Source organism: Phenylobacterium zucineum HLK1, assembly GCF_000017265.1.
Classification (GTDB): Bacteria; Pseudomonadota; Alphaproteobacteria; order Caulobacterales; family Caulobacteraceae; genus Phenylobacterium; species Phenylobacterium zucineum.
Genome location: NC_011144.1, coordinates 1,077,130 through 1,103,067, shown reverse-complemented (window position 1 = coordinate 1,103,067; position 25,938 = coordinate 1,077,130). Strand labels below are relative to the sequence as shown.

The following is a 25,938-nucleotide window of genomic DNA, read 5'->3' as shown; positions in this document are numbered from 1 at the left end:
GGGCGCGTATATGCTGGGCTCTCCTCTCGGAGTCAACCTTCGGCGGCGCCCACGGGCGGCAGCCGGTAGCCGCCGTCGAGCAGCTCGGTCCTGGGCAGGTAGGCCCGCATGAACAGGGCGAACGGCGCGGCCGGAGCGGGCAGCCAGTTGGACTCCCGCTCTGCGCCGGGGGTGTCGTGGCCGATCCAGATGTCCAGCGAACCGTCCTCGTTGGCTTTCAGGCCCGGCGTTCGATCGCCGATGGCGTACCGGTCCAGCGGGTTGTCGGCAAAGAAGAACTGCCCGTCCTCGGTCGCCTCGTAGAGGCTGAGCGACCAGAACGCGTCCACAGGAAGGTGGCCGCTTGCCGGGAAGTGCAGCCGCCAGGCCTTCGTCCCGTCGAACAGCGAGCGGCCGTCGGGCGCCTGGGCGCGCATGTACATCGCCTCGGCGGGCGGCAGGGCGGCGAGGCCCGAGAGCGCGACGGCGGCCCTGTAGAGGTAGTCCTGGTCGAAGTCGCCGAGCCGGGCGCTGGGGTAGGACCAGCCCTCGATGAAATCCATGCCGCCGAGGCCGCCCTTGCGCACGGCCTTGCGGGCCTCGGCGACGCCGGCCTCGATCTCCACCGCCTCGGACTCGCCGAAACGGCCGGCGTCGAAACCGTCCAGCAGCCCCAGGGGGGCGATCCGGCGAAGGATCGCGAGGTCGGTCACCGGCGGCGGGTTGGCGGCGAGCAGCGCCGCCGCGCCGGCGAAGTACTCCGGCCAAGGCGCCTGCCGCGGAGGGTACGGCCCCGGCGCCGCGCAGGGCGGCCCCTGCATCGACAGCCCCGCCTGCACCTCGCGCGCGGCCTCGAGGTCGTGCGGACCGTCCACCAGGATTCGCGCCAGGGCCCAGACGTGGTTTGTCGGCGCGCGGATCACGTTCCAGCCTTCGGCCGCCTCGGCCGGGCCCACCAGCCGGAAGGTCCCGCCGTCCGGGCCGGTCGTCCGCGTCCCCAGGATGGCGAAGTTGTTGGTGTAGGCGTCCATCAGCGCGAGCGAGAGATACCGCTCGCCCGCCGGCGGCAGGGTGATCGTCACCGGCCCGGCGGCGAGGTCCACCTGCGCCGTCGAATAGAGCGTGTCGTTGTTCGGCGTCGTCACCGCCCGGTGCTTGTGGTTGGCCAGGTGACGCACGTGGGTGAAGACGCCCATGTGGTGACCCAGGGCCTGGCCCCGCTGCCGCGTGGTGGCCACCTCCACCAGCGGCAGGGTGTAGATCCAGGCCTCGCGGGCCGCGGTTCTCAGGTCGGTCATGGCCCCTCCTCTCCCCTTGTACGCCGGACGACCGCGTCCCCGGCGGTCCGGGCCTCGTCCCACCACCGGCGGATCAGCTCGCCCGCCGGGCCCGGCCGCGCGAGCTTCACCCCCTGCCCGGCCCACAGGGACATCATTTCGGGATCGCCCGCCCGGTCCGCGGCCGCACGGAGCGGCTGGGTCAGGCGGTTCTGCACGGGATAGGCGGGCACGTCCTCCTGGACGTCGTGCATCTCGCGCATGAAGCGGTTCTCGACGCCGCGGGCATAGCGGCCGGTGAAGGCGCGCGTGAGCCGGGTCGGGTCGTCTGCGGCGGCCGCCAGCGCGCCGCGCCAGGTGGCGCCGGTCGCCGCCTCGTCGGCCAGCAGGAAGGCGGTGCCCATCTGGACCGCGTCCGCGCCGAGCGCCAGGGCGGCGGCGACCCCGCGCCCGTCCATGATCCCGCCCGCGGCGATCACCGGCAGGTCCACCGCCTCGCGGATCGTCGTCACCAGCGCCATCGTCCCGACCAGGCTGCCCTCGATCCCCGCCAGGAAATTGCCCCGGTGGCCGCCGGCCTCGAAGCCCTGGGCGCAGACGCCGTCGGCGCCGGCCTGCGCCCACGCGCGCGCCTCGGCGACGGTCGCCGCCGTGCCGATCACCAGGGTGCCGGCGCCGTGCAGGGCGTCCACCTGATCCCGCGTCAGAATGTCGAAGGTGAAGGAGGCGACCGGCGGAGCCGAGCGGATCACCGCCTCCAGCTGGGAGTCGAAGTCCGGCGCGTACTGGTTGGGCAGCGCCGGCCTCGCCGCGCCCAACTCCTCGTACCACGGGGCCAGGCGGGCGAGCGCGGCGTCCACCTCCCACCGCTCGGGCGCAGCCTTGGGCGCCATCAGCAGGTTCACGCCGAACGGCGCGTCGAGCGCGGCCTTCAGCGCGGCGACCTCGGCCTCGATGTCCGCCGCCGCCATGGCCCCCGCCGCCAGCCAGCCCATGCCCCCGGCGCGGCTCACCGCCAGCGCGATGCCCGCCGTCGTCGCTCCGACCATGGGGGCCTGGAGGATCGGGATCGGCAGGTCGGCCAGCAGCGTGCGCAGGTTCATCCGTCGCCCTCGGGCGCGCCCTTGCGGGCGATCTTCTCCAGCACCTTGCCGCGTCCGCGGGACAGGGCGGTGACCACGCCCCGCAGAGTGCGGACCTCCTGGTCCGTGAACCGCGCCCGGCCCAGCGCGCTCCGGAGGTTCTGAATCATGTTCGGGGTCTTCTCCGGCGGGTGGAAGAAGCCGGCCGTCTCCAGTTCGCGTTCCAGGTGCTCGTAGAAGCCCAGCAGCGCCTCGCCCGTGGCCGGCGGCGGCCCCTCGCGGAAGTTCGGCGGAGGGCGGTCGGCCGCGGTCGCCCGCCACTCGTAGGCGTTGATGGCGACGGCCTGGGCGAGGTTGAGGGAGCGGAAGCGCGGATCGATGGGAATGGTCACCACCGCCTGGCACAGCGCGATGTCCTGGGTCTCAAGCCCGGCCCGCTCCCCCCCGAACAGAAGACCGACCCGCTGGCCGGCGGCCGCGGCGGCGTGCAGATCGCCCGCCGCCCGGCGGGGCGTCAGCACGGGAAGCTGCAGCTCCCGCGGCCGGGCCGTGGTCGCATAGATGAGCTGCAGGTCTGCGATCGCGGCCGCCACGCTGTCGTAGACCCGGGCGGCGTTCAGCGGCCAGTCCGCGCCGGAAGCCGAGGCCCAGGCGCGTTCAAGGGGCCAGCCGTCCCGCGGATTCACCAGGCGCAGGTCCGACAGGCCGAAGTTGGCCATGACCCGCGCCACGGCCCCGATGTTTTCCGCCAACTGGGGCGTGTTCAGGATAATGACAGGCGCAGGATACGAAACTTCGGACATGCCGCGTTTAGAGAAGCCCCGCCGCACGAACGCAACCCTTTGCCGCCGGGGCCTGCTGGCCGCAGGCGGGGCCACGCTGCTGGCCGCCTGCGGATCCGGCGAGCCGCTCACCGCCTCGGTGACGCCCAGGCTGCGGATGGACCGGCTGAACGAGGAGATGGCCGAGCTGGCCCGGCGGGCCCGCCCCGGGGCGCTGGGCGTCGGGCTGATGAACCTGGAAAGCGGCGAGGCCTTCACGCTGGCCGGCGACCGGCGGTTCCCGATGCAGAGCGTCTTCAAGATGCTGCTCGGCGCGGCGGTGCTCTCCGAGGCCGACGCCGGCCGGCTGCCCCTGGACGAGCGGCACAGCCTCACCGAGGAACAGCTCTCCCCGCCCTACTCGCCGATCGCCGAGGCCTGGCCCGCTCGGCGGGACTACACGGCCCGCGAGCTGCTGACCGCGGCGGTGTCTGTCAGCGACAACACCGCCGCCGACGTGCTGATGAAGCGGATCGGCGGCCCCGGCGCGGTAGACGCCTGGCTGCAGGCGCGCCGGATCGAGGAGATCCGCGTCGACCGCTATGAGCGCCAGTTGCAGACCGAAGCCCACGGCCTGCCCTCATTCCGGCCGAGCTGGCGGACCGAGGCGGCGTTCTCCACGGCGCTGGCGGCGCGCCCGCAGACGGCCCGGATGAGCGCGATGCGCGCCTACCTCGCCGATCCCCGCGACACGGCCACACCGCGGGGAATGCTCGAGTTCCTGAGCCGGCTGAACGCCAACGAGCTGCTCAGCCCCATGTCGACGCTGCTGCTGCTCCAGCTGATGACCGACACGCCGACCGGCGCGCGGCGGCTGAAGGCGGGCCTGCCCGACGGGGCGATCCTGGCGCACAAGACCGGCACGGCGCGGACCGACCTCGGCCTCAACGTCGCCATCAACGACGTCGGCATCTTCACCCTGCCCGACAAGCGGTCGTACGCCCTGGCCGTCTTCCTCGCCGGATCGACGCTGGACCGCGCCGCCCGGGAGGCCATCTTCGCCGACGCGGCGCGGATCGCCGTGCGCGGGGTCGGATAGTCGCGCCCCACGGCCTTTGCGTCGGCGTCGCTCGGCGGCTATACGGCCCCCTCAACGACGTACACCGCCCGGAGCGCTTCCCCCTCATGGCCAAGATCAAAGTCGCCAACCCTGTCGTCGACCTCGACGGGGACGAGATGACCCGCATCATCTGGAAGCTCATCAAGGACAAGCTGATCTTCCCGTTCGTCGACCTGCCGATCGAGTACTACGACCTCGGCATCGAGCATCGCGATGCGACGGACGACAAGGTGACGGTCGAGGCGGCCGAGGCCATCAAGAAGCACGGCGTCGGCATCAAGTGCGCGACCATCACCCCGGACGAGGCCCGGGTGGAGGAATTCAAGCTCAAGAAGATGTGGAAGTCGCCGAACGGCACGATCCGCAACATCCTGGGCGGGGTCGTCTTCCGCGAGCCGATCATCTGCCGCAACGTGCCGCGCCTGATCCCCGGCTGGACCCAGCCGATCATCGTCGGCCGCCACGCCTTCGGCGACCAGTACAAGGCCACCGACTTCGTCGTGCCCGGCAAGGGCAAGCTGAAGATCAGCTGGGAAGGCGAGGACGGCCAGAGGATCGAGCACGACGTGTTCGATTTCCCCGGCGGCGGCGTCGCCATGGGCATGTACAACCTGGATTCCTCGATCCGCGAGTTCGCCCACGCCTGCTTCGCCTACGGCCTGAACCGCAAGTATCCGGTCTACCTGTCGACGAAGAACACCATCCTCAAGGCCTACGACGGGCGCTTCAAGGACATCTTCGCCGAGATCTTCGAGGCCGAGTACGCCGCGAAGTACAAGGAAGCCGGTCTCGTCTACGAGCACCGCCTGATCGACGACATGGTCGCCTCGGCCCTGAAGTGGTCGGGCGCCTTCATCTGGGCCTGCAAGAACTACGACGGCGACGTGCAGTCGGACCAGGTCGCCCAGGGCTTCGGCTCGCTGGGCCTGATGACCTCGGTGCTGGTGACGCCGGACGGCCGGACGCTGGAGGCCGAGGCCGCCCACGGCACGGTCACCCGCCACTACCGCCAGCACCAGCGCGGCGAGAGCACCTCGACCAACTCGATCGCCTCGATCTTCGCCTGGACCCGCGGCCTGGAGCACCGGGCCAAGCTGGACGGCAACGAGGACCTGGCGCGCTTCGCCAAGACCCTGGAGCAGGTCTGCGTCTCCACCGTCGAGAGCGGTTCGATGACCAAGGACCTGGCGCTGCTGGTCGGCGACACCCAGGGCTGGCTGACCACCGAGGGCTTCATCGACAAGGTGGCGGCGAACCTCGAGAAGGCGCTGGCGGCCTAAACCACAGCCACCATGGCACGTCGAGACGCCCGCCCGGCCCCGCCGCGGCGGGCGTCTTGCTGTTCGGCTATTGTTGTTCCCTATTTGTTCGGTAACATCGCGCCGACGAGAACGGGAGAACGACCATGACCCTCGGCTATGTGACCCTCGGCGCCCACGACCCTGAAGAGGCGACTAAATTCTTCGATCCGACGCTCGGCGCGCTCGGCTACGAGGCCTCCCGGCCCTTCCCCGGCTGGGTAATGTACGGGCCGAAGGGAAAGGATGCGATCCTCGGGATCTGCAAGCCCTACGACGGCAAGGAGCCGCGGGCGGGCAACGGGAACATGCTGTCGTTCCTGGCGAGCTCGAAGGAGCAGATCCAGGCGGCCCACGCCGCCGCGCTCGCCAACGGCGGCACGTGCGAAGGCCCGCCGGGCTATCGGCCGAGCGACGCCACCAGCGGCTTCTATGCCGCCTACTTCCGCGATCCGGTTGGCAACAAGCTCTGCGCCTTCCTGATGGACTAGGCGCCGAGCAACGCCTTCACGGCGGCGAGGCCCTCGGCGGCCTTGCTGGCGTCCGGGGCTCCGCCCTGGGCGAAGTCGGGTCGGCCGCCGGCGCCTTGGCCGCCCATGGCCAGAACGGCCGCCTTGGCGAGCTCCGCGGCGTTGAACTTCGCCGTGGCAGAGCCGGTGACCGCCACCGTCACCGCAGCCTTGCCGTCGGCCACGCCCACCAGCGCGATGACGCCGTCGGGGAGCTGCTTCTTGAACTCCTCGGCGATGGGCCGCAGGTCCTTGCCGCCGACGCCCTCCATGACCCGGGCCATGACCTTGACCCCGCCGATCTCCTCCGGACCCGCCGCGGCTCCGCCGCCGCCGCCCATGGCGAGCTGCCGCTTGGCGTCGGCCAGCTCCTTCTCGAGCTTGCGGGCCTGGGCCTGCAGGGCCTCGATCCGGGCGGAGACTTCCGAGACCGGGACCTTGAACTGCTCGGCCAGCGACTTGGCCACCGACGCCTGCTCCAGCAGGTAGCGGCGCGCCGCCTCCCCGGTCAGCGCCTCGATCCGCCGGACCCCCGCGGCCACGCCCTGCTCGGAGACGATCTTGAACAGCGCGATGTCGCCGGTGCGCGCGACATGGGTGCCGCCGCACAGCTCGACCGAGTAGTCGCCCTCGCCGTCCAGGGCCCGGCCCAGCGTGAGGACGCGAACCGAGTCGCCGTACTTCTCGCCGAACAGCGCCATGGCTCCGGCATCGATGGCCTCCTGCGGGCGCATGTTCTTGGTCTGCGCCGGCAGGTTCTGGCGCACGACGGCGTTCACCTCGGCCTCGATGCGCTCTATCTCCTCGGCGGTCAGCGGCTGGCCGTGGCTGAAGTCGAAGCGGATCCGCTCGCCGTCGACCATCTGGCCCTTCTGGGTCACGTGCTTGCCCAGCACGTTGCGCAGGGCCGCGTGCAGCAGGTGGGTGGCCGAGTGGTTCGAGCGGGTGCTGGCGCGGCGCTCGGCGTCCACCGCCAGGCGCACGCGTGCGCCGGGGACCAGCTCGCCCTCCAGGATCTCCAGGTCGTGGACGTGCAAATCGCCGGCCTGTTTCTGGACGTCGGTGACGCGGGCGCGGCCGCCCTGCCACTCGACCTCGCCCTGGTCGCCCGCCTGGCCGCCGCTCTCGGCGTAGAAGGGCGTGCGGTCGAACAGCGCCTGCACCCGCTGGCCGGCGCCGGCGCGCTCGATCTCCTGGCCTTCCGACACCAGCACCAGCAGCTCGCCGGTGGCCTCGGTGTTGTCGTAGCCGGTGAAGTCGCTCGGCCCCAGGCGGTCGCGGATCGAGAACCATTCGGCCGCCGCGGCCACCTGGCCCGAGCCCACCCAGTTCTCGCGCGCCATCTCGCGCTGGCGGGCCATCGCCTGCTCGAACTCGTCGAGGTTCACCGTCAAGCCCTTGGCCCGGACGGCGTCCTGGGTCAGGTCCAGCGGGAAGCCGTAGGTGTCGTAGAGCTTGAACGCGGTCTCGCCCGAGAGCACGTCGCCGTCCTTCAGGCCGGCCGTCGCCTCCTCCAGCAGCGTCATGCCGCGGCCGAGCGTGCGGCGGAACCGCTCCTCCTCCTGGCGCAGGGTCTCGACGATGGCGGGCTCGGCCCGGCGCAGCTCGGGATAGGCCTCGCCCATCAGGTTCACGAGCGTCGGGGCGACGCGGTGCATCAGGGGCTCGTCCGCGCCCAGCAGGTGGGCGTGGCGCATGGCCCGGCGCATGATCCGGCGCAGCACGTAGCCGCGGCCCTCGTTCGAGGGCAGGACCCCGTCGGCGATCAGGAAGCTGGACGAACGCAGGTGGTCGGCGATCACCCGGTGAGAGGGCGTGGTGTCCGAGCCCTCGGCGCGCAGCTGCGCCTTGGTCGAGGCGATCAGGTCCTTGAACAGGTCGACGTCATAGTTGTCGTGCACGCCCTGCAGCACGGCGGCGATCCGCTCCAGGCCCATGCCGGTGTCGATCGAGGGCTTGGGCAGGTCGGCGCGCGTGCCGTCGGCGAACTGCTCGAACTGCATGAAGACGAGGTTCCAGATCTCGACGAAGCGGTCGCCGTCCTCGTCCGGGCTGCCGGGCGGGCCGCCGGGGATGTGCTCCCCGTGGTCGTAGAAGATCTCCGAGCAGGGACCGCAGGGGCCGGTGTCACCCATCGACCAGAAATTGTCGCTGGTCGGGATGCGGACGATCTTGTGGTCGGGCAGGCCGGCGATCTTCTTCCACAGGGCCGCGGCCTCGTCGTCGGTGTGGTACACCGTGACCATCAGCTTCTCGACCGGCAGCGCCCACTCCTTGGTCAGCAGCTCCCAGGCGTGGCTGATCGCGCGCTCCTTGAAATAGTCGCCGAACGAGAAGTTCCCCAGCATCTCGAAGAAGGTGTGGTGGCGCGCGGTGTAGCCGACGTTGTCGAGGTCGTTGTGCTTGCCGCCCGCCCGGACCGACTTCTGCGAGCTGGCCGCGCGCGGCCACGGCGAGGCCTCGGCGCCGGTGAAGTAGTTCTTGAAGGGCACCATCCCGGCGTTGACGAACAGCAGCGTGGGATCGTTCTGCGGCACGAGCGGAGCCGAGGGGACCACGGCGTGCTCCTTGCGCTGGAAGAAGTCCAGGAAGTGCGTGCGGATCTCGTTCAGGCTCGCCATGTGGTCTCGTCTTGCGGAACGGGGACTTCGGCCCCCTCATGTGGGGGCCGCGTCCGTTTACGCGAAGACGGGGGTGAAGGGAAAGCGTGGGAACCGGCGCAGATCCGCGCTCAGAGCTTCTTCGCGTCAGAGCTTCTCCACGACAGCGCCGACGGCTGCGATCCGCTCCACGTCCGCATAGACCTCGCGGCGCAGCTCGGAGGCGAAGATGTCCGGATCGAGTTCGCGGTAGCCCAGCCGGCAGGCCCGCTCGCGCGCGTGCCTGCGCAGGCCGGCCAGCAGGATGTCCGTTCCCTCCACCATGGGCGCACCGGTGTAGAGCAGCAGGCGTCCGCCCGGCGGCAGGCGGCTCATGGCCTCGTCCGCCCACCGAAGCGCGATGGCCGTGCCATGCCGGTCGCCGCCATCGCTGTGGGTGAGTCCGCTCGCCGCGATGAAGGGCGGATTGGCGACGACGAGGTCCGCGTCGGGGTCCAAGTCGGAGAGGCCGTCGGACCGCACGGCGGCGGCGGTGACGCCGGCGTGCGCGGCGTTGATCCGCGCCAGGCGCAGGGCGCACTCGTTCACGTCGCCGAGCTGGACCAGCTCCGCACCGCCGAGCCGGGCCGCGACCACTCCGCCGACCCCGGCCCCCGCGCCGATTTCGACCACCTTCCGCGCCGCGGCCTTGCCGGTCAGCTCCACGCGCAGGAATTCCGCGAATCGGTAGCTGTCGGGACCGAGGAACACCTTGCCGGGCTCGCGCGAACCGAGGGCCGAGTGGAGGAAGAGCGTCCCGGCGAGCCGCGATACGCGAAGGGTGGAGCGATAGCCGCCCTCTTCCTCACGCAGCGCCCCGGCCTCCGCCAGCAGAGCCTCGATCTCGCCGTCGATGGCGCCGCTCGGGAAGGGCAGCCCCCATCCCAGCACGTCCCGAAGGTTGCGCTCGCCTAGAGGCCGGCGACGGCGATGTGTCCGCCAGGAGGTCGGGTTGAGGGGCGTGACGAAGTCGTAGCCCCTCTGGTCCAGAGCCCCGAGGAGGGCGAGAAGCGCGTGGTCCGACTGAGTCTGAAACAAGGGTCCGCCCGGTTGTGCCGGGCTGGAACGCGCAAGCTGGGCTTTCGCTGCACCCGCGGCTCGCGCATGGCCGGGAACGAAAAAGGACGCCTGGGGGGCGGCCCCCAGGCGTCCTCGCCTCTGTGGCTTGCGCCTGCGCGCAGGGTGGAGGCGGCGGACCGGGTTGGCGGGGAGGCCCGCCGCCGGCGCGGCGCAGGTCCAGAGGAGTCTTTCCGGCCCTGGCTCAGAGCGAGCCGTCGGCCTCGTCGCCCTCGCCCTCGGACGGGCCGACCAGCAGCTCTTCCTCGATCGCCGACTTGGCGCCGCGGACCTTGGCCTCGATCTGCTCGGCGATGTCGGGGTTCTGCTTCAGGAACTCGCGCACATTGTCGCGGCCCTGGCCGATGCGCTGGGAGTTGAACGAGAACCAGGAGCCCGCCTTCTCGACGACGCCGGCCTTGACGCCGAGGTCGATGATCTCGCCCAGCTTGGAGATCCCCTCGCCGTACATGATGTCGAACTCGACCTCGCGGAACGGCGGGGCGACCTTGTTCTTGACCACCTTCACCCGGACGTTGTTGCCGACGATCTCGTCGCGTTGCTTGACCGAGCCGGTGCGGCGGATGTCGAGGCGCACCGAGGCGTAGAACTTCAGCGCGTTGCCGCCCGTGGTGGTCTCGGGCGAGCCGTACATCACCCCGATCTTCATACGGATCTGGTTGATGAAGATGACCAGCGTCTTGGCCTTGGAGATGGAGGCGGTGAGCTTGCGCAGCGCCTGGCTCATCAGGCGCGCCTGCAGGCCCGGAAGGCTGTCGCCCATCTCGCCCTCGATCTCGGCCCGCGGCGTCAGCGCCGCCACCGAGTCGACCACGATCACGTCCACGGCGTTCGAGCGCACCAGGGTGTCGGTGATCTCCAGCGCCTGCTCGCCGGTGTCGGGCTGGGCGACCAGCAGGTCGTCCAGGTTCACGCCCAGCTTGTGGGCGTAGGACGGGTCGAGCGCGTGCTCGGCGTCCACGAAGGCGGCGGTGCCGCCGGCCTTCTGCACCTCGGCCACCACGTGCAGGGCGAGCGTCGTCTTGCCCGAGCTTTCCGGCCCATAGATTTCGACGATGCGGCCCTTGGGCAGGCCGCCGATGCCCAGCGCCATGTCGAGGCCGAGCGAGCCCGTCGACACGGACTCGATCTCGACGATCTTGCCCTTGTCGCCCAGCTTCATCACCGAGCCCTTGCCGAAGGCCCGATCGATCTGCGCCAGCGCCGCCTCGAGCGCGCGCTGCTTTTCTCCGTCTTCCTTGCCCACGAGCCTCAACGCCGACTGAGTCATATCCAGCGCCCTCTATCCCACGATTCCGCCAACCCGGCCGTCGAACTCACGCCGTCGCCGAGGACTCATGCGTACCTCCTTTGTTCCAGGTTCGCAAGATGTTCTTCGCGAGCGGCGCGGAACGCCCTCGCTGGGATGGCTATTTCGATTTGTCCTCTGGCGGCTGGGATTCGTCACTGGCCGCTACGAACTGTCGCTGGCTCGACGAGAACTCTCCTCCGCGAGGATTCCGCTTCCGCCGCCAAGCGGCGACGCAGCGCGCCCAACGGCTGCCGGTTGACGACATGGCTCCGCTCGCGCTGAAGTCGCGGCGGGGGAGTGCTTTGATCACCAGCTGCAGTTCTGCATCGATGACGGACGGCCGCGGTGGATAAGCGCGCGCTGTCGGAGCGCGACATCTGCACGAAGTTCATCACGCCTGCGCTGCGTCGCGCCGGGTGGGATGAGCAGACTCAGTTCCTTGAGGAAGTCTCCTTCACCAAGGGCCGCATCACGGTTCGCGGTAAGCTCGTCTCCCGGGGCAAGGCCAAACGCGCCGACTACATCCTCTACATCAAGCCGAACGTTCCGATCGGCATCATCGAGGCCAAGGACAACCGGCACGCCGTCGGCGACGGGATGCAACAGGCGCTGGAGTACGCCGACATCCTGAACCTGCCGTTCGCCTTCTCTTCCAATGGCGATGGCTTCGTCTTCCATGACCGCACGGGCGCCGCCGACCAGAAGGAAACTGACGTCGCGCTGGACGCCTTCCCGACGCGAGCCGAACTTTGGAGGCGCTACTGCGCCTGGAAAGGGCTGACGCCGGAGGCCGAGGAGGTCGTCCTTCAGGACTACTTCGACGACGGGAGCGGCAAGGCTCCTCGCTACTATCAGGTCAATGCGGTCAACGCGGCCGTCGAAGCCATCGCCAAGGGCCGCGACCGCGTACTGCTCGTGATGGCGACCGGCACGGGCAAGACCTACACCGCCTTCCAGATCATCTGGCGGCTGTGGAAGGCCGGCCAGAAGAAGCGGATCCTTTTCCTGGCCGACCGGAACATCCTGGTCGATCAGACCATGGTTAACGACTTCCGCCCATTCGGGCCGGCGATGGCCAAGCTGTCCACCAAGTCCAAGACCATCGAGCGTGCGGACGGCACCGAGGTCGATCTCACGCTCGCGATGGACAAGCGCCGTCGCGTCGACACGGCTTTCGAAATCTACCTCGGCCTCTATCAGGCGATCACCGGACCCGAGGAGCGGCAGAAGATCTTCAAGGACTTCTCCCCCGGCTTCTTCGATCTGATCGTGATCGACGAGTGTCATAGAGGCAGCGCAGCCGACGATGCGGCCTGGCGCGAAATCCTGGAGCACTTCTCGGGCGCCACCCAGATCGGCCTGACCGCCACGCCCAAGGAGACGACCTACGTCTCGAACAGCGCCTACTTCGGCGAGCCGGTCTACACCTACTCCCTGCGCCAAGGCATCGCCGACGGCTTCCTCGCTCCCTACAAGGTGATCAAGGTCCACATCGACCGTGACGTCGAAGGCTACCGGCCCGAGAAGGGTCAGGTCGACCGCGACGGAAACGAGATCGAGGACCGAATCTACAATCGCCGGGACTTCGACCGAACTCTGGTGCTGGACGACCGGACCAAGCTGGTCGCGGCCAAGGTCACCGAGTTCCTGAAGGAGAGCGGCGATCGCTTCCAGAAGACCATCGTCTTCTGCGTCGACGAGGAGCACGCGGCTCGCATGCGTCAAGCCCTCGTCAACGAGAACAAGGACCTGTGCGACGCCAATCACCGTTACGTCATGCGGATCACCGGCAGCGACAAGGACGGCCTCGACCAGCTGGGCAACTTCATCGATCCCGAGTCGCGCTATCCGGTGATCGTCACGACCTCGCGTCTGCTCTCAACCGGCGTGGATGCCCAGACCTGCCGCCTGATCGTGCTGGACCGCGCCGTAGGCTCGATGACGGAATTCAAGCAGATCGTCGGCCGCGGCACTCGTGTGAACGAGGACGCCCGCAAATTCTACTTCACGCTCATGGACTTCCGGGGCGCCACGGATCATTTCGCCGATCCCGAGTTCGACGGCGATCCCGTCCAAATCTACGAGCCGGGCCCTGGACAGCCAGTCTCGCCTCCTGACGACCTGCCGCCAGGCGGGGAGATCAGCGAGGAGGGCGAGGAGTTCACGGGCGATCCCGGGGTGATCATCCGCGATCCCTGGAACACGGGTAAGGGTGGCGGCGATCCCGTCCGCAAGGTCTACGTCGACGGCGTCGGAGCGCATATCATCGCGGAGCGCGTCGAGTATCTCGACGCAAACGGCAAGCTCGTCACCGAATCTCTCCGCGACTACACCAAAACGGCCCTTCGCAAGCGCTACGCGAGCCTGGATGAGTTCCTGAAGCGCTGGAACACGGAGGCGCGCAAGCAGGCCATCGTCGACGAGCTGGAGGCCGAGGGGCTGCCGCTGGACGTCGTGGGACACGAGCTGGGCAAGGACCTCGACCCCTTCGATCTCATCTGCCACGTCGCCTTCGACGCCAAGCCGCTCACCCGGCGCGAGCGAGCCGAAGGCGTCAAGAAGCGGGACGTCTTCACGAAATACGGGCCGCAGGCGCGCGCCGTACTGGATGGGCTCCTGGCGAAGTACGCCGACGAAGGCGTGCTCAACCTGGACGACCCCAGCGTCCTGCGGATCCCGCCATTCACCCAAATGGGCAGCGTCGTCCAGCTCATCCGGGCATTTGGCGGCAAACAGGGTTTCGATCGCGCCGTCCACGATTTGCAGGACGCGCTCTACCAGGACGTCGGTTGACGATGCCGTGGTTCGGAGCGCGTGAACTTGCCGACCACGCATTCATCGACCGTCTACAGCGGCACCGGCGTGAGTTCCTGGACTCTGACTCTCTTGAGGCGGCGGCGGCACAGCTCGCCGGAGACGACTTCCGAGGAACGAGGAGATTTCTTCGCCAAGTGTGTCGATGGGGCGGGTACTACGGCATCGCTGTGCGGGTAGCGGCTTCCAATCCCGACGATGACATTCGGAACGCGTTCAGTTGTGCGCATGAGAAGCTTGAGCGCGATGATCCAGTGGCCGCGTTGCGCGCCATCAACCGGCTTCGCGGCCTAGGTCGCCCGGCGTTTGCCTCGAAGTTCCTGCGTTTCATGCGGCCTCAGTCCGCGGCCATATTGGACAGCGTTATCAGCCGCGCGACGGGCTTCCGCCTGAACGTGCAGGGCTATGCGAATCTTCTTCAGGCCTGCCATGGAGCAGCGGCGCACCTTGCCGGCGTGGGCGTGCTGTGTCCCATCCGCCCGAACGGCCAGTGGTACGTCGCCGACATCGAGGCTGCACTGTACGCTGACATTATAGGTCTTGAGTCATGAGCGTTCGCACTATCGTCAAATCCATCCAGGACGAGATGCGCAAGGATGCCGGCGTCGACGGCGATGCCCAGCGCATCAGCCAGCTCTGCTGGATGTTCTTCCTCAAGATCATCGACGACCAGGACCAGGAGCTGGAGTTGGTCCAGCCGGGATACGAGTCGCCTGTGCCGGACGAGTTCCAGTGGCGAAACTGGGCCGCTGATCGGGAAGGCATGACCGGCGACGCGCTGCTGAGCTTCATCAACAACGAGCTGTTTCCAGCCCTCAAGAACCTGCCCATCACCGGTCCGCGGCGCCACCGCGCCATCGTGGTCCGCAGCGTCTTCGAGGACGCCTACAACTACATGAAGTCCGGCCACCAGCTGCGGAAGGTGGTCAACAAGATCGACGATGTCGACTTCAATGACCTGTCCGAGCGCCAGCACTTTGGAGACATCTACGAGCAGCTTCTCAACGACCTGCAGAGCGCTGGCAACGCAGGCGAGTACTACACGCCCCGCGCCGTCACGGCGTTCATGACGGACCGGATCGACCCGAAGCCAGGCGAGATCCTCTTCGACCCAGCCTGCGGCACCGGCGGCTTCCTCACCTGCGCGATGCGCCACATGCGCGAGCGCTATGTGAAGCGGCCGGAAGACGAGGCCTTAATGCAGGCCTCGCTTCGCGCGGTGGAGAAAAAGCCGCTACCGCACATGCTGGCGGTCACCAACATGCTGCTGCATGGGGTCGAGGATCCCAGCTTCCTGCGCCACGACAACACCCTCGCGCGGCCCTACATCAGCTGGGGTCAGTCCGACCGCGTCGACATCGTCCTTACCAACCCGCCGTTCGGCGGCCAGGAAGAGGACGGCATCGAGACCAACTTCCCGGCCCACTTCCGCACGCGCGAGACGGCCGACCTCTTCCTGGCGCTAATCGTCCGTCTCCTGAAGCCGGGCGGCCGCGCGGCGGTGGTGCTGCCCGACGGCACACTCTTCGGCGAGGGCATGAAGACCCGGCTCAAGGAGCACCTGATGGAGGAGTGCAACCTCCACACCATCGTCCGGCTCCCCAACTCGGTCTTCAAGCCCTACGCCTCCATCGGCACCAACCTCTTGTTCTTCGAGAAGGGGCAGCCGACGGAGGAGACTTGGTATTGGGAGCATCGGGTCCCCGAGGGCCAGAAGGCCTATTCCATGACCAAGCCCATCCGGCTTGAGCACTTCGCCGACTGCGTCGCCTGGTGGGGCGGCACAGCGCGTGAGGCACGGCAGGAAGGGCCGCAGGCTTGGCGCGTGACCGCCGAGGCGGTGAAGGCGCGCAACTACAACCTCGACATCAAGAACCCGCACACCGTCGAGGAGGACCATGGCGACCCCGCTGAGCTGTTGGCCGAGCTGCGCGCGGCAGAAGCGAAGGCTGCTGGCCTGCGCGACCAGCTGAAGTCGATCCTGGCCGAGGCGCTCGCGCGATGAACGCGGAGCGGCTGTTGGCGCACTACGAGGAGATCGCCGAGGCACCAGATGCGGTGGCGAGGCTACGGCGGTTCGTAGTGGATATCGCGGTACGAGGCGCGATCGTCGCGCACGACCCCGTGGAGAAGCCCGATCCGGAACTGCTCGCGCGGCTAGGGCAGCCGTCTGCGTCCTCCGAAGGATCGCCGCGGGGGTGGCTGCGGGCAAGAGTGGGCGATTTGCTCGACTTCCAATATGGGAAAGGTCTTAAGGCTTCAGACCGAGAAGACGCCGGTCCAATACCGGTCTATGGCTCCAACGGTGTGGTTGGTTTCACCTCCGTGCCGCTGACACGGCAGCCATCCATCATTGTAGGAAGGAAGGGTTCGGCCGGAGCGTTGAACCTGTGCACGGTCCCATCTTGGACTACCGACGTCGCTTATTTCATCGAAGTGCCTAGTTATTTTGACTTCAACTACTTGTTTCACGCGCTGACCGCTCTCGACCTCGGCACCCTGGGTAAAGGCGTGAAGCCAGGCTTAAGTCGATCAGACGCCTACGCCCTAGTCCTCGCGGTGCCTCCTGTGGGTGAACAGCGCCGCATCGTCGCCAAGATCGACGAGCTGATGGCACTCTGCGACGAGCTGGAGGCGGCGCGGACGGCGCGGGAGGCGGCGCGGGACCGCCTGGCGGCGGCGAGCCTCGCGCGCCTGAACACCCCCAACCCCGGGACCTTCCAGGCCGACGCCCGCTTCGCCCTCGACGCCCTGCCGGCCCTCACGGCCCGCCCCGGTCAGATCGCGCAGCTGCGGAATACGATCCTGAGCTTGGCTGTTCGCGGCGGCCTATCGGGCAATCCTGCCTGGAGTAGGCAAGCAGTTCGGCTTGGCGACTTCGCGAGTTTGCAGAATGGCTATGCGTTCAAGAGTGAGTGGTTCTCCAAGTCAGGAACGCGCTTGGTGCGGAACGCGAACGTAGGGCACGGCTCCCTGAACTGGTCGGATGAGGTGCGCCTGCCTGACACAATGATCCATGAGTTCGAGCGCTTTCGCCTAAACGAAGGCGACATCGTGCTCTCCTTGGATCGTCCCTTCATCGTTTCCGGGACTAAGGTGGCGCGAGTAGCGAAGGAGGATCTCCCTGCGTTGCTCCTCCAGCGCGTTGGCCGCTTCGTTCTGTCGAAGGAACTCGATGCGAGCTACCTCTTCCTCTGGATCAACTCTCCGCACTTCTCCGCTCAGATTGATCCCGGCCGGAGCAACGGCGTCCCGCACATCTCATCGAAGCAAGTCGAAACCGCCGAAATCTATCTCCCGCCCCCTGCCGAGCAGCGGCGTATCGCCGCTGAAGTGGAACGGCTGATGACCATCTGCGACGAGCTGGAAGCCAGCCTCACCGCCGCCGATTCCACCCGGCGGAAGCTGCTCGAAGCCCTCCTGGCCGAGGCCCTTAGCGAGCCGGCCATAGCGAAGGCTGCCTAATGTCGCTCGCGCGCAGACGGGCCCCGATGCGCGTCCCCTACGAGGCTGCCGACTTTCCATCTGGGTCTGTCCGCAACACGAAGAGCCATCTCGATGTCAGCTGGGACGAGATCCTATGGGCTGCCCTGACGGTCGGCAGGCCCAACATTCATGCCGTGTTCGACTACGGCGCAGCCTCCCTGCACGAGGCCCTGTTCAGGATCTCCGCCGTCAGGCTTGCCGTCGAACAGCGCGTCCATTGGGACCCTCGGCTTCGTCGAACCGACGCCTTCAGGAGACTCGATCCTACGGAAAAGGGGGCGGTCAGCTACTTCCTCGGCATGACCTTCTGCAAGGTGTTTGCCTCACGGATGCTCAATACGCCTTGGCTCCTCCATCTCGATGTCTTCAAGGACCAAGTCGGCGCCATGCTCCACGAGCGATCACGACCAGATCTGATAGGTCAGAACGCGTCCACCGGAGACTGGTACTCTTTCGAAAGCAAGGGCCGCAGCTCCCCTCCCACGACGGGCGACAAAGACAACGCCAAGGGACAGGCGAGTCGGATCGCATCGGTGGACGGCCAGGCGCCCGCGCTGCACATCGCCTCCTTCACCTTCCTACGCAGCGAGGAGTTGGAGTTCTACTGGCGAGACCCGGAGCCTCTCGGCGAACCCATCGTCATTTCCGACACCGAAGGAGCGTGGCGCTGGCACTATGAGCCCGTGACGATGCTCTGGCGGGCGGCCGCCTCAGACGCAGCAGACGCCCCCGACGCTGAAGCTCGGGTCAAAAGCCTCGAAGATGTCGATCTCGGCGTCGCCATTCACCCGAAGATCGCCCGCGCCCTTGAGAACGACGACTGGTCCACGGCACGGAAGATCGCCCTCGGCATGCAGCAAGAGCTGCGGGAGCTTAGCTACGAACCGGACGGCGTGGCTATCCGTACCGGTCCCTCTTGGACTCTGCCTTTCCGCAGTGACGAGCAGCCCTTCGGTTAGGTCCGCGCATGCTCTTCTCCAACGCTCTGTGGACCTTCGTCGCCCCGGCTCAGCGGCTCGTCGCGCCCGCCCTTCTCGACGCAGTGTAGCCGCAATGGGCGTCAATCTCGTCGTGGCGGTGACGGATAGCGACTGGTTCGAAGCCCTCCGCTATCGCACTGACCTGACCGAGGTGAACTTCTGGGCGCCCTCGGCGGCAAACTTCCGCGCCCTCCGGCCCGGCGAGCTGTTCCTGTTCAAGCTGCATGCGCCGAGAAACGTCATCGTGGGCGGCGGCGTGTTCGCCCACGCCAACGCCATGCCGTGTTCCCTGGCTTGGGCGGCATTCGGTGAAGCCAATGGCGCAGCCTCGGCACAGGACATGCGCCGCCGGATCGCCCGCTACCGGCGCACCGATCCAGCGGACCGTAGCGACTTTCCCATCGGCTGCCGCATCCTGACCCAGCCGTTCTTCTTCGATGAATCGGACTGGATCCCAGTACCCACGAGCTGGGCCGCCAACATCGTCTCGTTCAAGACCTACAACACCGATACGAGTGACGGCCTCGCCCTATGGGACGCGGTCGAAGGGCGGCTGGAGCGACTTCGCACGCCTGGAATGTCGGAGGAGGCCGCCCGGTTCGGCGCCCCGCAGCTGATACGGCCGCGGCTCGGTCAGGGGGCGTTCCGCGTGCTGGTCACCGATGTTTATGGCCGCAAGTGCGCCATCACGGGCGAGCGGACGCTGCCGGCGCTCGAGGCGGCTCACATCCGTCCTTTTGCCGAAGGCGGCTCTCACGAAGCGCGGAACGGTCTCCTGCTGAGGCGCGACATCCATAGCCTGTTCGACGCCGGCTATGTGACCGTCACGCCCGACCACCGGTTCGAGGTGAGCCGCCGCATCCGCGAGGAGTTCGACAACGGTCGGCACTACTACGCCCTTCACGGTCAGCCGATCCGCACGCCGGACCTGCCGACCCAAGCGCCCGATCCGGTGGCGCTGACCTGGCACAACGAGAACTGCTTCAGGGGGTGACCATGGCTGAGGGGAACGTTGAAGCGGGCGCGACGCAGGCAGCATTCGCGCGGTTCCAGCGCTTGATCGCAGCAGAGGACGGCGGCAGGCCGTTCACCAACTTCCAGGAGGGCGCGGCGGCGGCCTGGGAAGGCTACAAGCCCCGCCTGCGCGACCACGCCCTCAAGCTGCTCGCGCCCCGCGAGTGGCAGGAGACGCAGATCGGTTCAGGGACGATCCTCCAGCACGTCATCGACGCGACCGAGATCCAGGACAGCCGGATCAACCTCACGAACAATCTGGTCTTCTGGCAGAACCGGTACGGCCACGCGAACCGCGACCATCGGGTCTTGCTGGAGGCGCAAACCGACCCTGGCTTGCGCCGTGAACTGGAGCGCCTCTTCTATGACCTTTATCGCGGCGTGGAGGCCGAAGAGGGCGCCGTCTTCGCTCGGCTAAGCCACCTCACCGGCGCCAAGTACCCGCTCATGGCCTATCTGTTTTTCCTGAAGGACATGGACCGGTTCATGCCGATCCAGCCGACAACCTTCGATCGGGCGTTCCGCGAACTAGGCGTCGAGCTGGTCACGCTGCACAACTGCTCCTGGGACAACTACCGACGCTTCAACGCCGCCCTAGCGGAGGTGCGCGTGCGCTTGGCGGAGCTTCCTGGCCTATCGAGGACCCGTCTCGTCGACGCGCATTCGTTTCTCTGGCTGCTGATGAAGCTGCCCGAGCCTTTGGGCGACGGCCGAGGTAGGCGCGGCACGACCGCTGGGCGGATCGTCGGCGGCCGGGAGCGCGCGATCATCGAGATGCGGTTGTCCATCGAGAACACAGTCCGCAACTCCAACGGCCAGTTGGTTGAGCGGATTGTCAAAGACAAGCAAACCGATCTCACCTCGACCGAACTCGATCGACTGCTCGAAGAACTTCTCGACGTTCAGGGCAATCGGTGCGCCCTCACAGGGATCGCCTTGGACTTCACCAAGGACGGAGACCGCGCCCTCTACCCGTCGTGCGACCGCATCGACAGTGCGGGACACTATGTTCGAGGAAACGTCCAGGTCGTGGCCCGCTTCATCAATTTCTGGAAGGGCCCGAGCGACAACGAAGAGTTCAAACGGCTGCTGATGCTCGTAAGGGAGGGGAACTCGGATGGGAGTGCCGAGCCGGTTCGTCACTGAGTACCCTGAACGGTGCCTCGCGCTGCTCGATGCAGCGGAGCCGATCGCGCGAAAGCAGGACCTGCTGACGTCGTTCGCGCTGCTTGCGGCGGCCTCGGTGCTGGTGATCCCCTATGAACGCCTCAAGGGTCATCATCCCAACAAGCAGGAGCGCGGTTCGGCGCTCTATGAAGAACTTCGACAACTCGAGCGCAGGCCCTGGCAGGACGCCCCCTTCTGGGCCGGCGCCGCCCCCGAAGCCTGGCAGTTCTCGCGGATCATGGGCGACCCGAACGATGTCGCCTCTTGGAAGGATCAAGCCGGGCGCCCCTCGATGTCCGCAGAGGCGAACACGATCAACAAAAGGAGGGCGGGCGAGGTACTGCGCGTAATGCGAAACGCACTGGCGCATGGGAACGTCGTCTACCTCAACAAGGCTGGCAGAGAAGCTGCAGGCACGCCCGCCTATTTCATTGCGTTCCTCTCAAGGTACGAGGAAGACGCGGCGCAGAGGGAGAAGAGCGAAACTGACCTGCCCCCTTCCTGATCCCTCGGTTTGAGTGAGAGTCCGTCACCCTGAGGAGACGGACGTGAAGAAGAGCAGGTTCAACGAGGCGCAGATCATCGGCGTGCTGCGGGAGCAGGAGGCCGGGAGCCCGACGGCGGAGGTTTGCCGGCGGCATGGGATCAGCGAGCAGACCTTCTACCGGTGGAAGGCGAAGTACAGCGGCATGAACGTGTCGGATGCCCAGAAGCTGAAGACGCTGGAGGACGAGAATCGGCGACTGAAGAAGCTCTTGGCGGAGTCCATGCTCGACGTGTCGGCGCTGAAGGACCTGCTGGGAAAAAACTGATCGGGCCTGCAGCGCGCCGGGAGGCCGTGCTTCGCCTGATGGCGGAGCGCGGCTTCTCGCAGAGGCGCGCCTGCGGGCTGGTCCAGGTCGATCCGAAGACAGTGCGCCGCGTGGCCCAGCCAGGCGATGCGGAGGTACGCGCCCGGCTGCGGGGCCTGGCGGCGGAGCGACGCCGCTTCGGCTACCGGCGGCTCGGCATCCTGCTCGAGCGTGAAGGCGTCAGCATGAACAAGAAGAAGCTCTTCCGGCTGTACCGCGAGGAGGGCTTGGCGGTGCGAAGGCGGCGCGGCCGCAAGCGCGCCACCGGCACGCGGGCGCCCATGGCGCTGCCGGACGGGCCGAACCAGCGCTGGAGCCTGGACTTCGTGGCCGACACGCTGAGCTGGGGCCGGCGCTTCCGGATCCTGTGCATCGTCGACGACTTCACCCGCGAGGCGCTGGCGCTGGTGGTCGACACCTCGATCGGCGGCCATCGCATGGCCCGCGAGCTGGACGCCCTGATCGCCCGGCGCGGCCGGCCGGCGACCATCGTTAGCGACAACGGGACCGAGATGACCAGCCGGGCCATGCTGGAATGGACCAACCGCACCGGCGTCGACTGGCATTACATCGCGCCCGGCAAGCCGCAGCAGAACGGCTTCGTCGAGAGCTTCAACGGCAAGCTGCGCGACGAGTGCCTGAACGAGGAGGTCTTCGCCAACCTCGCCGAGGCCCGGGCTGTCATCGAGCGCTGGCGGCTCGACTACAACCACGTCAGGCCGCACTCGGCGCACGGCGGACTGACCCCGGAAGCCGTGCGTCTGAACCCCGCGGCCGGCCGGCTGCGCAACTTGATCAGCTCCACCGCCCGGCCGCTACCGCCGGCGCTGGAGATCAGCTACCAACCCCCTGGGCTCTCATAATGATCGAGGGACCGGCGGGGGGCAGGTCAAATGTGGGCGATCGTGTTTGGGCGAAGGCGCCGGGTTACGGCTTCCTCGGCGTAGGTGAAGTGATCGGGCCGCCGCAGGCCGCGTCCGATTTCAGGATCGAAGTCGATGGCGCCGAGCGCCCCGCTCTGGAGGTGCTCACGCAGGCCAACTACCACCGCGAGTACGCAGGCGATCCCGAGCGTTCCGAGTACTTCATACCGGTTCGTTGGCTCCACACTGTCGACCTAGACAAGGCGGTCAACGAGATCGGCCTCTTCGGTAACCAGAACACCGTCTGCAAACCGACGACGCCGAAGTGGCGCACCACCGTCGATCGGCTCAAGGCGAAGTGGAACGTCAGCTAGTTGGCAGCGACGACCTCACTCCCGCGGCGCGCCTTCTTCGAGTGGGGCGGCGCACTCACGCCACTGCGCGAGGGTTCGAACTTCCAACTCGTCGAAGGGTGCTGCCGACCCGCGCACGGAAAGCCCATGCAACAGGAACGCCTAATGAGCGCTGAAGGTAGGCAAGAGCCGAGAGAAGTCCCCCCGCACCCCCGAGAAGGATGACAGCCTCTAAGAGCCCAGGTGACCTGCCCCCCGCCGGTCCCTCGATCATTATGAGAGCCCAGGGGGTTGGTAGCTGATCTCCAGCGCCGGCGGTAGCGGCCGGGCGGTGGAGCTGATCAAGTTGCGCAGCCGGCCGGCCGCGGGGTTCAGACGCACGGCTTCCGGGGTCAGTCCGCCGTGCGCCGAGTGCGGCCTGACGTGGTTGTAGTCGAGCCGCCAGCGCTCGATGACAGCCCGGGCCTCGGCGAGGTTGGCGAAGACCTCCTCGTTCAGGCACTCGTCGCGCAGCTTGCCGTTGAAGCTCTCGACGAAGCCGTTCTGCTGCGGCTTGCCGGGCGCGATGTAATGCCAGTCGACGCCGGTGCGGTTGGTCCATTCCAGCATGGCCCGGCTGGTCATCTCGGTCCCGTTGTCGCTAACGATGGTCGCCGGCCGGCCGCGCCGGGCGATCAGGGCGTCCAGCTCGCGGGCCATGCGATGGCCGCCGATCGAGGTGTCGACCACCAGCGCCAGCGCCTCGCGGGTGAAGTCGTCGACGATGCACAGGATCCGGAAGCGCCGGCCCCAGCTCAGCGTGTCGGCCACGAAGTCCAGGCTCCAGCGCTGGTTCGGCCCGTCCGGCAGCGCCATGGGCGCCCGCGTGCCGGTGGCGCGCTTGCGGCCGCGCCGCCTTCGCACCGCCAAGCCCTCCTCGCGGTACAGCCGGAAGAGCTTCTTCTTGTTCATGCTGACGCCTTCACGCTCGAGCAGGATGCCGAGCCGCCGGTAGCCGAAGCGGCGTCGCTCCGCCGCCAGGCCCCGCAGCCGGGCGCGTACCTCCGCATCGCCTGGCTGGGCCACGCGGCGCACTGTCTTCGGATCGACCTGGACCAGCCCGCAGGCGCGCCTCTGCGAGAAGCCGCGCTCCGCCATCAGGCGAAGCACGGCCTCCCGGCGCGCTGCAGGCCCGATCAGTTTTTTCCCAGCAGGTCCTTCAGCGCCGACACGTCGAGCATGGACTCCGCCAAGAGCTTCTTCAGTCGCCGATTCTCGTCCTCCAGCGTCTTCAGCTTCTGGGCATCCGACACGTTCATGCCGCTGTACTTCGCCTTCCACCGGTAGAAGGTCTGCTCGCTGATCCCATGCCGCCGGCAAACCTCCGCCGTCGGGCTCCCGGCCTCCTGCTCCCGCAGCACGCCGATGATCTGCGCCTCGTTGAACCTGCTCTTCTTCACGTCCGTCTCCTCAGGGTGACGGACTCTCACTCAAACCGAGGGATCAGGAAGGGGGCAGGTCACAGCGTCAGATCACAATGGCCATCCCATCGCCTCAGGGCCGCTCCACCGCCTGCTGGAGCGCCTCGGCCAGGCGCTGGCACAGCCGCTCGCGGTCGGCGGGATCGTCCAGGCCGTTGTTGTCGATCGCCCGTGACATCGCCGCGCCCATGATGATCGCGCCCAGGGTGCGGGCTCGGATCGGCGCGTCCTCGCCGCCCAGCCATTCCTCCATGGGTTCGTAGAAGGCGACCTGGGTGTTGCGCCGGATCATGGGGCCGGCCTTCGGCGAGGAGGCCGAGCGCAGGATGATCTGCAGCACGGCCAGCTTGTGGTCGGCCATGGGCTCGAGCAGCAGCATGCGGGCCGCGCGGGCGCCGAATTCCTCCCGCGGCCCCTCGAGCAGATCGCGCACCGAGCCGCTGTCGGCCAGCACCTCGGCCAGGAGATCCTCCTTCGAGCCGAAGTAGCGCAGCACCAGGGCCGGGTCGATGCCGGCCTCGCCGGCGATGCCGCGGATGCTGGCCACGTCATAGCCCTCCTCGGCGAACCGGGCCCGGGCCGCCGCCAGGATCGCCGCGCGCGTGGCCGCCGCGTTGCGCGACCGCGGCGTGCATTCCGGCTGGCTCATGAAAAATCCTCCATGGTTGTCAACAACCGTTGACTTGTTGCCGGTCCGAGTCAATAAGTCATCACACGTTGACTTGATGCCGCGCGCGCCTCCCCGCGCGCCGAGGGGATAGAAATCGATGCGGACCTTCCGAACGCTGGCGCTCACCGCGCTGGCGAGCTTGGCGCTTGTTGGCTGCGGACGGAAGGAGGGACCGCCCGTCGCGGCCGCCCCCGCGGTTTCGGTCGCCACGCCCCTGAAGGCGACGGTGCGCGACTGGGACGACTTCACGGGACGCTTCGAGGCCTCGCACCGGGTGGACGTGCGCGCCCGCGCCGGCGGTTACCTCCAGGCCGTGCACTTCCAGGAGGGCCAGACGGTCCGCAAGGGCCAGCTCCTCTTCACCCTCGATCCGCGTCCCGCCCAGGCCCAGCTCGCCGCCGCCCGCGCCCAGGCCGACCTGGCCCGCGCCGAGCTGAAGCGGGCCGAGAGCCTGCTGGCCGCGACCGCGATCTCGCAGGAGGAGTACGAGAACCGCCGCTCGGCCGCCGCGGTCGCCGAGGCGACCCTGCGCGCCCGCCAGCTCGACGTGGAGTTCACCCGCGTCACCGCGCCCATCTCGGGCCGCATCTCGGCCCGGCGGGTGGATCCCGGCAACCTGATCGCCGGCGGCACCTCCGCGGGCGACGTGCTGACCACCATCGTCGCCGCCGACCCCATCCACTTCATCTTCGACGCCTCGGAGGCCCAGCTGCTGAAGCTGCAGCGCCAGACCGCCGGCAAGGGCGGGGTGCCGGTGCAGGTGCGGCTGCAGGACGAAGCGGACTACCGCTGGACCGGGACGGTGGATTTCCTCGACAACGCCGTGGACCCGGCCTCGGGCACGATCCGGCTGCGCGCCCGCATCCGCAATCCGGACGGCTTCCTGAAGGAAGGCATGTACGGCTCGGCCCGGATGGCCGGCGCCGGCGCCTACGAGGCGCTGCTGATCCCCGAGACCGCCGTGGCCTCGGACGGTCCGCGCAAGGTAGCCTATGTCGTGGCCGCGGACGGCCAGGCGCAGAGCCGGGCGCTGCAGCTCGGCCCCGTCGTGGACGGCCTGCGGGTGATCCGCGCCGGCCTGAACCCGACCGACCGGGTCGTGGTGAACGGCGTCCAGCGCGTCCGCCCAGGCCAGAAGGTCCAGCCCAAGACCGTCACCATCAGCCGCACGGCCCAGGCGGCCGAGCGGCCCGCCCCGGCCGCGGCGCCGGCCTCCACCGCCACCATCGTCCGCTAGGCCGCCCCGC

22 protein-coding genes are annotated in these 25,938 nt (G+C 68.1%); 14 read left to right on the top strand and 8 right to left on the bottom strand.

Annotated elements, in window-relative coordinates:
- Positions 1 to 32: 32 nt before the first annotated feature.
- Genes PHZ_RS05430 through PHZ_RS05420 form a run of 3 tightly spaced genes read right to left on the bottom strand, consistent with a single transcriptional unit; the run spans position 33 to position 3,141 of the window.
- The gene (locus PHZ_RS05430; protein ID WP_041373240.1) at positions 33 to 1,277 is read right to left on the bottom strand and encodes a DUF1254 domain-containing protein; all 1,245 of its coding nucleotides are present in this window, start codon (positions 1,275 to 1,277) and stop codon (positions 33 to 35) included.
- A complete protein-coding gene (locus tag PHZ_RS05425) occupies positions 1,274 to 2,359 on the bottom strand; it encodes an NAD(P)H-dependent flavin oxidoreductase (protein WP_012521552.1) in 1,086 nt (361 codons plus the stop codon). Before PHZ_RS05425 ends, PHZ_RS05430 begins: the two co-directional genes overlap by 4 nt.
- Positions 2,356 to 3,141: an RNA methyltransferase gene (locus PHZ_RS05420; RefSeq protein ID WP_012521551.1), complete on the bottom strand. Its 786-nt coding sequence runs from the start codon at positions 3,139 to 3,141 to the stop codon at positions 2,356 to 2,358. The genes PHZ_RS05425 and PHZ_RS05420 overlap by 4 nt, the downstream gene beginning before the upstream one ends.
- Between PHZ_RS05420 and bla the strand changes: the two genes are divergently transcribed.
- The 3 genes from bla (at position 3,140) to PHZ_RS05405 (ending at position 6,008) form a co-directional block, all read left to right on the top strand.
- A complete protein-coding gene (gene bla / locus PHZ_RS05415) occupies positions 3,140 to 4,198 on the top strand; it encodes a class A beta-lactamase (RefSeq protein ID WP_012521550.1) in 1,059 nt (352 codons plus the stop codon). The genes PHZ_RS05420 and bla overlap by 2 nt on opposite strands.
- 86 nt (positions 4,199 to 4,284) lie before the next feature.
- Positions 4,285 to 5,499, top strand: a complete 1,215-nt coding sequence (locus tag PHZ_RS05410) for an NADP-dependent isocitrate dehydrogenase (RefSeq protein WP_012521549.1) — start codon at positions 4,285 to 4,287, stop codon at positions 5,497 to 5,499.
- 125 nt (positions 5,500 to 5,624) lie between these two features.
- Positions 5,625 to 6,008, top strand: coding sequence for a VOC family protein (locus tag PHZ_RS05405; RefSeq protein ID WP_012521548.1), 384 nt, complete (start codon positions 5,625 to 5,627; stop codon positions 6,006 to 6,008).
- On the opposite strand, the gene alaS is transcribed toward PHZ_RS05405, so the two are convergent.
- From alaS to recA, 3 genes are all read right to left on the bottom strand, one after another.
- Positions 6,005 to 8,647 (bottom strand): alanine--tRNA ligase, encoded by a 2,643-nt coding sequence (gene alaS, locus PHZ_RS05400; protein ID WP_012521547.1) that lies wholly within the window; start codon positions 8,645 to 8,647, stop codon positions 6,005 to 6,007. The genes PHZ_RS05405 and alaS overlap by 4 nt on opposite strands.
- Before the next feature lie 126 nt (positions 8,648 to 8,773).
- Positions 8,774 to 9,556, bottom strand: a complete 783-nt coding sequence (locus PHZ_RS05395) for a methyltransferase (RefSeq protein ID WP_049758145.1) — start codon at positions 9,554 to 9,556, stop codon at positions 8,774 to 8,776.
- Positions 9,557 to 9,926: 370 nt separating this feature from the next.
- The gene (recA, locus tag PHZ_RS05390; RefSeq protein ID WP_012521545.1) at positions 9,927 to 11,012 is read right to left on the bottom strand and encodes a recombinase RecA; all 1,086 of its coding nucleotides are present in this window, start codon (positions 11,010 to 11,012) and stop codon (positions 9,927 to 9,929) included.
- A gap of 366 nt (positions 11,013 to 11,378) precedes the next feature.
- Here recA and hsdR point away from each other — a divergent pair, with 366 nt between their 5' ends.
- From hsdR to PHZ_RS05335, 10 genes are all read left to right on the top strand, one after another.
- A complete protein-coding gene (gene hsdR, locus PHZ_RS05385; protein ID WP_012521544.1) occupies positions 11,379 to 13,826 on the top strand; it encodes an EcoAI/FtnUII family type I restriction enzme subunit R in 2,448 nt (815 codons plus the stop codon).
- A complete protein-coding gene (locus PHZ_RS22570) occupies positions 13,823 to 14,398 on the top strand; it encodes an 8-oxoguanine DNA glycosylase OGG fold protein (RefSeq protein WP_187149100.1) in 576 nt (191 codons plus the stop codon). The genes hsdR and PHZ_RS22570 overlap by 4 nt, the downstream gene beginning before the upstream one ends.
- Positions 14,395 to 15,852 (top strand): type I restriction-modification system subunit M, encoded by a 1,458-nt coding sequence (locus tag PHZ_RS05375; RefSeq protein WP_012521543.1) that lies wholly within the window; start codon positions 14,395 to 14,397, stop codon positions 15,850 to 15,852. Before PHZ_RS22570 ends, PHZ_RS05375 begins: the two co-directional genes overlap by 4 nt.
- A gap of 14 nt (positions 15,853 to 15,866) precedes the next feature.
- Positions 15,867 to 17,312, top strand: coding sequence for a restriction endonuclease subunit S (locus tag PHZ_RS05370; RefSeq protein WP_148216793.1), 1,446 nt, complete (start codon positions 15,867 to 15,869; stop codon positions 17,310 to 17,312).
- A gap of 26 nt (positions 17,313 to 17,338) precedes the next feature.
- A complete protein-coding gene (locus PHZ_RS05365) occupies positions 17,339 to 18,292 on the top strand; it encodes a hypothetical protein (protein ID WP_148216792.1) in 954 nt (317 codons plus the stop codon).
- Between the two features lie 94 nt (positions 18,293 to 18,386).
- Positions 18,387 to 19,307, top strand: a complete 921-nt coding sequence (locus PHZ_RS05360) for an HNH endonuclease (RefSeq protein ID WP_012521540.1) — start codon at positions 18,387 to 18,389, stop codon at positions 19,305 to 19,307.
- A 2-nt stretch (positions 19,308 to 19,309) separates the two neighbouring features.
- On the top strand, positions 19,310 to 20,473 hold the full coding sequence (locus PHZ_RS05355; RefSeq protein WP_012521539.1) for a hypothetical protein: 1,164 nt from the start codon (positions 19,310 to 19,312) through the stop codon (positions 20,471 to 20,473).
- Positions 20,445 to 20,999 carry a hypothetical protein gene (locus PHZ_RS05350; RefSeq protein WP_049758144.1) on the top strand — a complete coding sequence of 185 codons (555 nt, stop codon included), beginning with the start codon at positions 20,445 to 20,447 and terminating at the stop codon, positions 20,997 to 20,999. The genes PHZ_RS05355 and PHZ_RS05350 overlap by 29 nt, the downstream gene beginning before the upstream one ends.
- Before the next feature lie 43 nt (positions 21,000 to 21,042).
- Positions 21,043 to 22,208, top strand: a protein-coding gene (locus PHZ_RS05340) for an IS3 family transposase (protein WP_407946656.1) whose coding sequence is annotated in 2 segments (ribosomal slippage) — positions 21,043 to 21,301 and positions 21,301 to 22,208 — 1,167 coding nt in all. Because the reading frame shifts where the segments join, the coding sequence is not laid out codon by codon here.
- Complete coding sequence (locus tag PHZ_RS05335) at positions 22,208 to 22,582, top strand: hypothetical protein (protein WP_148216791.1); 375 nt, start codon at positions 22,208 to 22,210, stop codon at positions 22,580 to 22,582. The genes PHZ_RS05340 and PHZ_RS05335 overlap by 1 nt, the downstream gene beginning before the upstream one ends.
- A 252-nt stretch (positions 22,583 to 22,834) precedes the next feature.
- Here the strand turns inward: PHZ_RS05335 and PHZ_RS05330 are convergent.
- Both PHZ_RS05330 and PHZ_RS05320 read right to left on the bottom strand, forming a co-directional pair.
- Positions 22,835 to 24,000, bottom strand: a protein-coding gene (locus PHZ_RS05330) for an IS3 family transposase (protein WP_407946656.1) whose coding sequence is annotated in 2 segments (ribosomal slippage) — positions 22,835 to 23,742 and positions 23,742 to 24,000 — 1,167 coding nt in all. Because the reading frame shifts where the segments join, the coding sequence is not laid out codon by codon here.
- 94 nt (positions 24,001 to 24,094) lie between these two features.
- Positions 24,095 to 24,670: a TetR/AcrR family transcriptional regulator gene (locus PHZ_RS05320; protein WP_012521538.1), complete on the bottom strand. Its 576-nt coding sequence runs from the start codon at positions 24,668 to 24,670 to the stop codon at positions 24,095 to 24,097.
- 118 nt (positions 24,671 to 24,788) lie between these two features.
- On the opposite strand from PHZ_RS05320, the gene PHZ_RS05315 reads away from it, so the two are divergent.
- Positions 24,789 to 25,928 carry an efflux RND transporter periplasmic adaptor subunit gene (locus PHZ_RS05315; protein ID WP_041373230.1) on the top strand — a complete coding sequence of 380 codons (1,140 nt, stop codon included), beginning with the start codon at positions 24,789 to 24,791 and terminating at the stop codon, positions 25,926 to 25,928.
- Positions 25,929 to 25,938: the final 10 nt, after the last annotated feature.

Excerpts from the sequence above, each read along its gene's own strand:
- PHZ_RS05430 (WP_041373240.1), bottom strand. The coding sequence starts at position 1,277 with ATGACCGACCTGAGAACCGCGGCCCGCGAGGCCTGGATCTACACCCTG.
- PHZ_RS05425 (WP_012521552.1), bottom strand. The coding sequence starts at position 2,359 with ATGAACCTGCGCACGCTGCTGGCCGACCTGCCGATCCCGATCCTCCAG.
- bla (WP_012521550.1), top strand. The coding sequence starts at position 3,140 with ATGCCGCGTTTAGAGAAGCCCCGCCGCACGAACGCAACCCTTTGCCGC.
- PHZ_RS05420 (WP_012521551.1), bottom strand. The coding sequence starts at position 3,141 with ATGTCCGAAGTTTCGTATCCTGCGCCTGTCATTATCCTGAACACGCCC.
- PHZ_RS05410 (WP_012521549.1), top strand. The coding sequence starts at position 4,285 with ATGGCCAAGATCAAAGTCGCCAACCCTGTCGTCGACCTCGACGGGGAC.
- PHZ_RS05405 (WP_012521548.1), top strand. The coding sequence starts at position 5,625 with ATGACCCTCGGCTATGTGACCCTCGGCGCCCACGACCCTGAAGAGGCG.
- alaS (WP_012521547.1), bottom strand. The coding sequence starts at position 8,647 with ATGGCGAGCCTGAACGAGATCCGCACGCACTTCCTGGACTTCTTCCAG.
- recA (WP_012521545.1), bottom strand. The coding sequence starts at position 11,012 with ATGACTCAGTCGGCGTTGAGGCTCGTGGGCAAGGAAGACGGAGAAAAG.
- PHZ_RS05375 (WP_012521543.1), top strand. The coding sequence starts at position 14,395 with ATGAGCGTTCGCACTATCGTCAAATCCATCCAGGACGAGATGCGCAAG.
- PHZ_RS05365 (WP_148216792.1), top strand. The coding sequence starts at position 17,339 with ATGCGCGTCCCCTACGAGGCTGCCGACTTTCCATCTGGGTCTGTCCGC.
- PHZ_RS05360 (WP_012521540.1), top strand. The coding sequence starts at position 18,387 with ATGGGCGTCAATCTCGTCGTGGCGGTGACGGATAGCGACTGGTTCGAA.
- PHZ_RS05355 (WP_012521539.1), top strand. The coding sequence starts at position 19,310 with ATGGCTGAGGGGAACGTTGAAGCGGGCGCGACGCAGGCAGCATTCGCG.
- PHZ_RS05350 (WP_049758144.1), top strand. The coding sequence starts at position 20,445 with ATGGGAGTGCCGAGCCGGTTCGTCACTGAGTACCCTGAACGGTGCCTC.
- PHZ_RS05335 (WP_148216791.1), top strand. The coding sequence starts at position 22,208 with ATGATCGAGGGACCGGCGGGGGGCAGGTCAAATGTGGGCGATCGTGTT.
- PHZ_RS05320 (WP_012521538.1), bottom strand. The coding sequence starts at position 24,670 with ATGAGCCAGCCGGAATGCACGCCGCGGTCGCGCAACGCGGCGGCCACG.
- PHZ_RS05315 (WP_041373230.1), top strand. The coding sequence starts at position 24,789 with ATGCGGACCTTCCGAACGCTGGCGCTCACCGCGCTGGCGAGCTTGGCG.